The 10,289-nt window shown below is 71.2% G+C and carries 6 protein-coding genes; 2 read left to right on the top strand and 4 right to left on the bottom strand.

The window, feature by feature from the left end; all coding sequences use genetic code 11:
• Positions 1–96: 96 nt before the first annotated feature.
• The 4 genes from I6A60_RS33025 to I6A60_RS33010 all read right to left on the bottom strand — a co-directional run bounded on the left by I6A60_RS33025 (position 97) and on the right by I6A60_RS33010 (position 5,958).
• On the bottom strand, positions 97–456 hold the full coding sequence (locus I6A60_RS33025; RefSeq protein ID WP_203017169.1) for a GlsB/YeaQ/YmgE family stress response membrane protein: 360 nt from the start codon (positions 454–456) through the stop codon (positions 97–99).
• A 359-nt stretch (positions 457–815) separates the two neighbouring features.
• The gene (rpsA, locus tag I6A60_RS33020; RefSeq protein WP_203017171.1) at positions 816–2,297 is read right to left on the bottom strand and encodes a 30S ribosomal protein S1; all 1,482 of its coding nucleotides are present in this window, start codon (positions 2,295–2,297) and stop codon (positions 816–818) included.
• A 338-nt stretch (positions 2,298–2,635) separates the two neighbouring features.
• Positions 2,636–4,345 carry an acyltransferase family protein gene (locus tag I6A60_RS33015; RefSeq protein ID WP_307873981.1) on the bottom strand — a complete coding sequence of 570 codons (1,710 nt, stop codon included), beginning with the start codon at positions 4,343–4,345 and terminating at the stop codon, positions 2,636–2,638.
• A gap of 62 nt (positions 4,346–4,407) precedes the next feature.
• On the bottom strand, positions 4,408–5,958 hold the full coding sequence (locus I6A60_RS33010; protein WP_374113372.1) for a glycosyltransferase family 39 protein: 1,551 nt from the start codon (positions 5,956–5,958) through the stop codon (positions 4,408–4,410).
• Positions 5,959–6,296: 338 nt separating this feature from the next.
• On the opposite strand from I6A60_RS33010, the gene I6A60_RS33005 reads away from it, so the two are divergent.
• Both I6A60_RS33005 and gmd read left to right on the top strand, forming a co-directional pair.
• On the top strand, positions 6,297–9,041 hold the full coding sequence (locus tag I6A60_RS33005; protein ID WP_203055780.1) for an acyltransferase family protein: 2,745 nt from the start codon (positions 6,297–6,299) through the stop codon (positions 9,039–9,041).
• Between the two features lie 66 nt (positions 9,042–9,107).
• Positions 9,108–10,109, top strand: a complete 1,002-nt coding sequence (gmd, locus tag I6A60_RS33000) for a GDP-mannose 4,6-dehydratase (protein WP_203024646.1) — start codon at positions 9,108–9,110, stop codon at positions 10,107–10,109.
• Positions 10,110–10,289 lie beyond the last annotated feature (180 nt).

Raw genomic sequence — 10,289 nt, 5'->3', positions numbered from 1 at the left:
TTTGCCATTTGATCACCTCTCTCGGTGGCCCGGGGGGCCCCCGGGGGGGGCGGGGGGGGCGCCCCCCCCCCCCCCCCGCGACGCTCTACCGGCTGTCTAGTGCATGTCCATGTGCGAGCGGTCGCGGTCGCGGCTGGACTTGTGGCCGCGGCCGGAGCCGGAGAACATGTGCTGCCCCGTGCCTCCGCCGCCGCCACCGCGTCGGCCACGCATCACGAGCGGCCCGACGAGGGCGACCAGGGCGCAGGCGACCCCGATCTGCAGGATGTGGCGGATCCAGTCGATTCCGCCCGTGTGCCGCACCCCGATGGCCCCGGCGATGGCGTTTCCGATAAGCGCGCCCAGAATTCCCAGGCAGACGGTCGCCCACAGGGGGACCGACCCTCGACGCATCAGCGCACGGGCAATCAGACCAATGATCGCCCCGCCGATCACGATCCACAGGATTTGGAACACCGCAGCCTCCGACGTGCTCGACGGTAAGGCTGGGAAAATACCCTCGCCCACCCTGGAGAAACGCCGGCCCAGATCCCGCGGAAAAGATTCAGCGCAATCCACCCCGGCCGCGAACCATGGTCGGCCCTTCCCCTAATCAGCACCAGTGCCGGCGTCCGGCAAGGTCGGCCGCTGGCTTGATCGTCGTTTTGGCCCCCGCATGGTCACAAAACCGCCGCGGTCACAGCCACCCGAGGGCCAAAACAGCGATCTTGCTGGTCCCGGAACGCAGAGAACCCCGAACGCGGAATCGCCCCGCCGGCAGTAGCCGGCGGGGCGATCAGCGTGTCTAGCTCAGAGGGTCGAGCCCCCAGGCCGGACTAGCCGCGACCGAACTGCTCGCGCAGGCGGCGCAGGGCCTCCTCGTCGATCGCCGAGGCGGCCGGCTGCTGGGACTCCGAGGAGTACGACGACGGCGCGACCGCGGCGGCCTCGGCCTCGCGGGCGGCGCGGATCTGCGCCTGGTGCGCCTCGAAGCGGGCCTGGGCCTCGGCGTACTGCCGCTCCCATTCGGCCTGCTGGGTCTCGAAGCCGGGCAGCCACTCGCCGGTCTCGGAGTCGAAACCCTCCGGGTAGACGTAGTTGCCGGCCTCGTCGTACTTGGCTTCCATGCCGTACTGGCTCGGGTCGAAGGTCTCGCCGTCACCGGACAGCGCCGCGGCCTCGTTCGCCTGCTTCAGCGAGAGGCTGATCCGGCGCCGGTCGAGGTCGATGTCGATGACCTTGACCAGGATCTCGTCGCCGACGTTGACGACCTGCTCCGGGATCTCCACGTGGCGCTCGGCCAGCTCGGAGATGTGGACCAGACCCTCGATCCCCTCGTCCACGCGGACGAAGGCGCCGAACGGCACGAGCTTGGTGACGCGACCCGGGACGACCTGGCCGATGGCGTGCGTCCGGGCGAACTGGCGCCACGGGTCTTCCTGCGTCGCCTTCAGCGACAACGAGACCCGCTCGCGGTCCAGGTCGACGTCGAGAACCTCGACGGTGACCTCCTGGCCGACCTCGACCACCTCGGACGGGTGGTCGATGTGCTTCCAGGACAGCTCGGAGACGTGCACCAGGCCGTCGACCCCGCCGAGGTCGACGAAGGCGCCGAAGTTGACGATGGAGCTGACGACACCCTTGCGGATCTGCCCCTTGGCCAGCTGCGAGAGGAACTCGGAGCGGACCTCGCTCTGCGTCTGCTCCAGCCACGCCCGCCGCGACAGAACCACGTTGTTGCGGTTCTTGTCCAGCTCGATGATCTTGGCTTCGAGCTCACGGCCGACGTAGGGCTGGAGGTCGCGGACACGGCGCATCTCGACCAGCGACGCGGGCAGGAAGCCACGCAGGCCGATGTCGAGGATCAGACCGCCCTTGACGACCTCGATGACGGTGCCCGTGACGACGCCGTCCTCTTCCTTGAGCTTCTCGATCGTGCCCCAGGCGCGCTCGTACTGGGCGCGCTTCTTGGACAGGATCAGCCGACCCTCTTTGTCCTCCTTCTGGAGGACGAGAGCCTCGACGTGGTCACCAACCGCGACGACCTCGTGCGGGTCCACGTCGTGCTTGATCGAAAGCTCGCGGGACGGGATGACACCCTCGGTCTTGTAACCGATGTCCAGCAGCACCTCGTCACGATCCACCTTGACGATGGTGCCGTCGACGATGTCCCCGTCGTTGAAAAACTTGATCGTAAGGTCGACGGCGGCGAGGAAGTCCTCGGCCGAGCCGATGTCGTTGACCGCGACCTGTGGTGTGGTCGGGCTTGGCGGGCTGGTCACGGTCTCCACGGGTCGAACGTCGGTGGTGCTCGTCAAGGGGTCGGCTCCGACTAGGGGTTGACGTCAGCGCGAGAGCCGGGTCGAACCGCCGGGACGGAGGGACAGAAGACGCGCTACAACGACTTTGCGCTGACAACGACACTGTCAGAACCGATAACGACTGCTCGAGTGGATCCGCTCGGTCTGAGACCCACGGACCCTCGTGCCGACCCCAGTCTAGGGAAGCCCCTCCGGCGAGGTCAACGGGAGGCCGTGGGCAGGCTCACGCGTGCCGCGCCGAGCCGCCCGCTGAACCACCTACCAAGCCGTCTGCCAGGCCGCTTACCGGGCCGCCCGCTGTGCCACCTACCGCTGGCCTGCCTAGCCGGGCCTGCCTAGCCGCCCTCGCGCGTCATCTTATCCGGGGTGTCCGTCTCCGCGAGCACCGGGACGGTTGTCTGGTCAAATACGCCCACCGAGGTGTCGGTTGCCGCTACGCCCGCCCACGGCGTGGCGCCCCCGGCCGGTCCTGCCAGGAGTCTCACGCCCGATCCGGCCGAGTGGCGTGCCCCGGACGGCCCGGTCGCGGTGGGCGCGGGGCCCGCGCCCGGCGCGACCGGCTGGGCCGGCACGGCGCGGTCGGGCTCGGGCTCGGGCTCGCGCGGGCGGGCCAGCCGGGCGAGGCGGGTGGCCGCCACGGTGAGCGGCCGGCGCCGGGCGCGGTTCTTCCACTGCCGAGCCCAGCCCCGTGCCAGGTTCTGGCAGGGACGCTCGACCAGGTAGTAGGTGAGAGTCGCCAGCACCACCGTGACGACGAACACCACGGAGAACAACGGCACGAAACCGACCTGCCAGAGCTTCCAGCCGCTGCGCTCCATCACCACGTCGATGACGGTCTGGTGCCACAGGTAGATGCCGTAGGAGATCGAGCCGAGGAACGTCATGACCCGGCTGGCGAGGAACCGGCGCACGATCCCGCGTCGCTGCGGCCCGAACACGGCCGGCAGCAGCAGGAAGAACCCGAAGAGCCCGTAGAAGAGGTGCTTGCCGAGGTCGGTCCGCACGGTCGCCTGGTAAATCGGCCAGCGCGGCAGCCCGATCTTGTTGCTCGCGATCCAGTAGCAGAGGGCCGCGAGCAGCCAGCAGACCGTCCCCGAACCCGGCAGCGTCGACCAGCGCGGGTGGCGCCCCTGCCGGCCGTACCAGGCCGAGACCACCGCCAGGAACATCCCGAGCGAGAACAGGTCCCACCAGACCGGCAGCCACGCCGGCCAGCCGGCGGTCCAGCCGTGGGCGTGGCCGACCATCCGCCAGTGCACCAGCGTGCCGGTCAGGTAGAGCGCCGCGACGCCGGTCAGCTCCCGCAGCAGCTGGATCCGCGGCGAGCGCACCCGCCGGCCCAGCACCCAGGCGAAGAGCGGGACGAACAGGTAGAAGGCGACCTCGACGTCGAGCGTCCAGGCCTGGGTCAGGCCCTGCAGGGCCCACGCCGGCTGGTAGCCCTGCAGGAACAGCAGGCACTCGGCGAGACCCTTGACGTTGGCGACGATCATCTTGTCGGTGATGACGACCAGGCTGATCACGAAGACCAGCCAGTAGAGCGGGACGATCCGCATGAACCGGCGAATCCAGAACCCGCCGGCGTCCGGGATGTCCTGGCCGCCGCCCTGGTCGGCCAGCGCGAAGTGGCGGGCGACGGAGGGCCGGTAGAGCAGGAAGCCGGAGATCAGGAAGAAGACCGCGACGCCGATCTCGGCCCGGGCGACGTAAGGGCCGAACTTCGTCTGCAGCGTCAGCGTGGTCATGAAACCGGCGTGCACGACCAGCACGAGGATCGCCGCGATGGCACGCAGGCCGTCGAAGCCGGGGAAGACCGTGGTGTCCCGACGAACCGGGACGCTCGGCTGGGCGGCGGCGGCCGGGCCGGTCGTCGCTCCGATGACCGTCGTGCCCCCGTCGACCGCGATGGTCGTCGGATCGTCGGAACGAGCCAGCTGGCGGATGCCCAGGCCGCTCACGGCGCGAGTCGCGGGAAGCTGCGGACCGACACGGTCGGTAAAGTACCAGGACTGTTCCAGGGTGCGCGCGGACGCCGGATCAGTCACGACGCAGCACCGTCGCCAGACGGATCGTGACCTGGCCACCACATCCGTCGCCGAGCCGCCGGCTAGGGCTCGCCGCCGCCGTCGGCCGCGGGGCCGAGCCCGAGGGGCGTCGTCGGTGGCCCGCCGCCGGCCCCGACCGCGGGACCCGGCGGGCGGGAGCGAAGCGGCACCGTCAGCTCGCCGGAACGGAGCGACCCCGCCGGCTCATCGCTCGAGCCGAGCTCCGGCCGGGCGAGCGGAATCACCGGTCGCGGCGGGCCGCTGTGCCGGCCGCGCGGGGTGAACCGGCCGCGGATGGCGGCGAACGCGACGGCGGCGAGCAGCACCACCGCCGGCTCGGCGACGGCCCGGAACCTGCTGGTCCCGTAGACCATCGTCGACGCGACCGTCAGCGCGCCGGGCAGCGCCACGAGCGGCAGCAGCAGCGCCCGGCGCCGGCGCAGCACCACCGAGCCGACGGCGCCCGCCGCCATCAGCAGCCACAGCGAGCCGAGGGCGACCTGGCTGACGCGGATCGGCCGCTGCTCAATCGTGTCGAGCTGGATCTGCTGGAACGGGTGGAACAGGCCCCAGGTCCGGCCGATTCTGGCCAGTGCCACCTTCGGCAGCTCGTGCTCGTGCGCGCCGAGGTAGGTGTAGGCCACCTTCCGGTAGAAGACGTCCCGGTCGGAGCGCTCGGTGGGCGGGTTCGGGATCGCCAGGACGCAGTCGAAGTCCCAGAAGCCGAGCGCGGGCCCCGAGTAGGTCTCGTCACAGGTCGTGACGGCCAGCGTCGTGCCGAGCCCGGTGGAGAGGTACTCGGGCTGATGGAACCTGGTCATGTTGTAGATCGCCCAGGGCGCGATCGCGAGCACGCAGGCGGCGCCCGCGGTCACCAGCAGCGCGACGGCCCGCCGCCACGACGCCAGGCGGCTGTCCCCCCGCGGCCGGGCCAGCAGGATCAGCGGGGTGACCAGGAAGAGCGTGAGCAGGAGCAGTTCCGCCCTGGCGAGCGCGGCCGCCGCGGCGGCGACGCCGAGCAGCGCGGCGTCCAGGTAGCCGCGGCGCTCCCAGTACCGGTAGGCCAGCCACAGCAGCACCGAGCAGGCCAGGATGCCGGTCGTCTCCGACATCACCAGCGGGTCGTTGATCCACATCCCCGGGTAGACCGCGGCGATCGCCGCCGCGACCAGGCCGGCGACCGGCCCGGCGGCCCGGCGGCCGGTCAGCGCCACGAAGAAGACCGCCAGGGTGCCGAGCAGGCACTCGAAGATCTGGTGTTCCAGGAACGTGGTCAGCCCGACCAGCGACGGCAGCGCGAGCAGGGCGCTCGTCAGCGGCGGATGCTGCGCGTCCGCCACGTACCGGTGGTTGATCTTCAGCTCGTAGGGGTCCGGCCAGCCGCGCCCGCTGGCGAAGAGGTTCGCCGCCTGGTGGTAGTACAGCGGGTCGCCGATGACCTGGGCGGGGTGCAGGTAGGCGAACAGGTACCACAGGCGGACACCGAGGCCGACCGCCAGGATCAGCGCCAGCAGCAGCCACCAGCGCCGGGTTGGCCGGGCCGGGCCTGGCCGCGCGGGGTCGCCGATGTCGGACATGCCCCCCAATGCTGGCACGACAGCGGCTTCGCTCACGGCGGGACGGTACCAAGCGCGGTCCCACCCCCCGAGACCGATGGGTGTGACGATTAGGCTTCTTGCGCGGGCCCCGCGAGCCGGCATTCGCCTGTCGGCGATGCCCTGGACTCGGGCGAGCAACTCGCCAGGGACTACCGCATACTTCGCAGAGCGGTCACCGGACACCGGGCCGCCCGTCATCACTGGCGGACGAGCGGGAGGAGGCCCGGCTGAGCGGCAAAGACGCTGAGACGGTCCGGATCTCCGACGCGACCCGGTTCCGCGCGCCCGCCCCGAACCGCCCCGGCCGCTTCGACGACGAGACCGAGGACGGCCGCGACGAGCGGCGCGACCCCGTGGACGGGCACCCCGGCGGCCGCGACGGCGAGGCCGAAGGTGAGGACCGGTTCGCCGGCCGCGCGACCGGGCCAGGCCGCGACGAGGGCGACCTGTCCGGGCCCGACCGGCGTGGCTCGGCTGGCCTGCGCGACCGCGCCGACGGCACCGGCCCCGGCCGGGCGGCCCGCGGCCCCGGCGATCGTGCGCGCACCGGGTACGGCCCGGCGGCCCGCACCGGTCGCGATCAGCAGACCGGTCGCGACCAGCAGACCGGTCGCGACCAGCAGGAGGAACGCGCGCGCGAGGACCGTCCCGGCCGGCGGGCGCCAGGCTGGGACGACGAGGACCGGCGCGACCCGCGCCGTGACGCCGTTGGCCGGCCGGGAAGCGGGCGCCGCGACGACGACCGGCCACCCGCCCGGCGTCCCGACGGCGACCGGCGACCGGTGCGCTGGTCGGACGAGCCCGAGGACGACGAAGGGTTCTCGCCGCCCACGACCCCGGTGCCCCGGGGCCCCCGCTCGCGTACCGGGCCGAGCGACCGGTCCGAGGTGATCGCCCGCCGGCCGGACCCGACGTTCACCCGGCGGCCGGTCGCCGCGCTACCGCCCGGTCGCCCGGCCGTTCCGCCAGCCCGCAGAGAGTCCGCGGCGGAGGCCCGGACCGGCGGCCTGGCTCTGCTCGACCCGAAGGCTGCCCCCCCGGCCAGCTACGCGATCGGGCCTGGAGACGCGGACACCACCGGTACGTTCCTCGCGCCGATCGTGCACTCCCCCGGGCTCGACGGGCTGCGGGCCCTCGCGGTCCTCGCGGTGATCGCCTACCACGCGGGCATTCCCTGGGTACGCGGCGGCCTCCTGGGCGTCGACACGTTCTTCGTGCTGTCGGGGTTCCTGATCACCGGGCTGCTGGTGGCCGAGTACCGGGCGACCCGGCGTATCGACCTGAAGGACTTCTGGATTCGCCGGTTCCGCCGGCTGCTGCCGGCGGTGCTGCTGCTGGTGCTCGCCGTGGCGGCGTACGCCCGCTGGCTGGCGGCTCCGAGCGACGTCCCCAAGATCCGCCTGGACATCCTCGCGACGCTGTTCTACGTGGCGAACTGGCGGTTCGCCCTGTCCGGGCAGAGCTACTTCGACCACTTCTCGGCACCGTCGCCACTGCTGCACACCTGGTCACTCGCGGTCGAGGAGCAGTTCTACGTCCTCTGGCCGCTGATCGTCTTCCTGCTGATGCGCCACAGCGCCCGCACCGCGGACAAGTGGAAGCAGCAACGGCGCAAGGCCCAGTCGGCCGCGCTGTCGGTGGCGGTGCTGGGCGCCGAGGCGAGCTCGCTGATCGGCCTGGCCCTGCTGCTCGCCGGCGTCGACGCCTCGAAGATCTACTACGGCACCGAGGTACGCGTCCAGGCGCTGCTGACCGGCGCGGCGCTCGCCGTCTGGCGGGCGCAGCGCAAAGCAGGGTTCACCCCGCGAGGCAAGAAGGTCCTCGGCCATGCCGGCGGGGTGGCGCTGCTGGCCATGATCGCGCTGTGGGGGACGGTCGACGGGCAGGCGCGTGGCCTGTACGCCGGCGGCTTCCTCGGCGTCGCCGTCATCGTGGGCGTGCTGGTCGCGGCGATCGTCGAGGTCCCGAACTCGCTGGTCGCCAAGGTGCTCTCGGTCCGGCCGCTGACCTACATCGGCAAGATCTCCTACGGCCTGTACCTGTGGCACTGGCCGATCCTGCAGGTGCTCACCGCGACGCGGACCGGCCTGCACGGGCCCGGCCTGCTCGCCGCCCGGATGGGCGCGACGGCGGCCTGCACGCTGCTGTCGTTCTACCTGCTCGAGAACCCGATCCGGCGCCGCCAGATCCGCTTCCCCAAGCCCAGGCTGACCGTGCCGGCGATCGTCACGGCCGTGGTGGCCGTCGCGGTGCTGGCGACCAGCACGACGGCGTCCACCGCCCGCAGCCCCGGCGACCTGGACAAGCTCGCGGCCCAGGTCGAGGGCAGCAACGGCACGGTCCCGACAGGCACGGCGGGCGCCACCGACGAGCCCCCGCTGAAGATGCTGGTCGCCGGCGACTCACTGGCCACGACGCTGGTCGGCAGCCAGTTCACCACCGTCGCCGCGTCGATGAACGTGCAGGTCGCCGACGCTTCGATGCTCGGCTGCGGGGTCGCCCGGCTGCCGACCCGCAAGCTCAACGGCATCGCCGGCCCGACCACGACCGGCTGCGACCAGTGGCCGACCCGCTTCACCACCCGGGTCAACCAGATCAACCCGGACGTCGCGGTGCTCCTCGTCGGCCGCTGGGAGGTCACCGACCAGCTGCTGAACGGGGTGTGGACGCACGTCGGCGAGCCGAAGTTCGACACGTACCTGGCCGGCCAGCTCGATCTGGCGATCACCACGCTGTCCGCGCGCGGCGCCAAGGTGGTCCTGTTCACCACCCCGGCCGTCGCGGCCCGCGAGGGACCGGACGGGACGCAGTTCCCGGAGACCAAGTCCGAACGAGTGGCGCAGTTCAACAAGCTGTTGCGGGAGGCCGCCGGCCGTCATCCAGGGATCGCGAGCATCGCGGATCTCAACGCGGTACTCACGCCGGGCAACCAGTTCACGGACCACATCGACGGGATCCTCACCCGGGACGACGGTGTGCACATTACCGCCGCGGGTGGACGCATCGTGGGCCAGGCGTTGCTGCCGGCGATTGTTAAGCTGGTTGGTCCGACACGCACGGATCGTACTCCCGTGGTGACAGCCACATCCCCCGGCTGACCTGCATGCTTTACCGAGCGCTAATCTCACGACCGGCGGCATGCCGACTCAGACAGGAGAGTGATCGTGCCTCGCGCGCTCATCACGGGGATCACCGGTCAGGACGGCCTGTACCTGGGCGAGCTGCTGACGACGAAGGGTTATGAGGTCTTTGGCCTGGTCCGAGGCCAGTCGAACCCGAAGGTCGCCACCGTCGAGCGGATCATTCCCGGTGTCGAGCTCCTCGAGGGCGACCTGACCGACCTGTCCTCACTGATCAGCGCGGTGGAGATCTCCCAGCCCGACGAGGTGTACAACCTCGGCGCCATCTCGTTCGTCGGACTCTCCTGGAAACAGGCTGAGCTGACCGGCGAGACGACGGGGATGGGTGTGTTGCGAATCCTCGAGGCGCTGCGGATCACGGCCGGCGCCGACGTCTCCCGGATGCGGTTCTACCAGGCCTCTTCGTCCGAGATGTTCGGGAAGGTCCGGGAGACTCCGCAACGCGAGACCACACCCTTTCACCCGCGTTCGCCCTATGGCGTCGCGAAGTGTTTCGGGCATTACCTGACGGTCAACTACCGCGAGTCGTACGGGATGTTCGCCTGCTCCGGCATGCTGTTCAACCATGAGTCGCCGCGGCGCGGAATCGAGTTCGTCACCAGGAAGGTGACCAAGGGCGTCGCCCGGATCGCGCTGGGCCTGCAGGACTCGATCACTTTGGGAAACCTCGAGTCCCGCCGGGACTGGGGCTTCGCCGGTGACTACGTCGAGGCGATGTGGCGGATGCTGCAGCAGGACTCCCCCGACGACTACGTGGTCGCCACCGGCGAGACGCACTCGATCCGCGAGCTGTTGGACGCGTCCTTCGCCCGGGTCGGGATCGCCGACTGGACGCCCTACGTCAAGCAGGACCCGCGCTTCTTCCGGCCGGCGGAGGTCGACCTGCTGGTCGGCGACCCGTCGAAGGCGAGGGACCAGCTGGGCTGGAAGCCCACCGTCACCTTCACGGACCTGGTCGACATGATGGTCGACGCGGATCTCGCGGTGGAGCGGGAGACCGCGGGGCAGGCGCTGACGGTTCGGTGACCGGTCCACCGCTGCGGCCCGACGGGCGAGCCGCGCGCCGGGCCGACCGCCTTCCGCCGTCGGCCCGTGACCCGTCTTCGGCCTACCGCGCGCCGCTCGCGCGAGCCCGCCCGGCCGCGGCTCTCACCGGGGATGCCCCTGGGAACGCCCCCGGGGATGCCACTGGGAATGCCACCGCGA

It is taken from the genome of Frankia sp. AgB1.9, assembly GCF_016786355.1.
Classification (GTDB): Bacteria; Actinomycetota; Actinomycetes; order Frankiales; family Frankiaceae; genus Pseudofrankia.
This window is presented reverse-complemented; position numbering and strand designations above follow the sequence as displayed.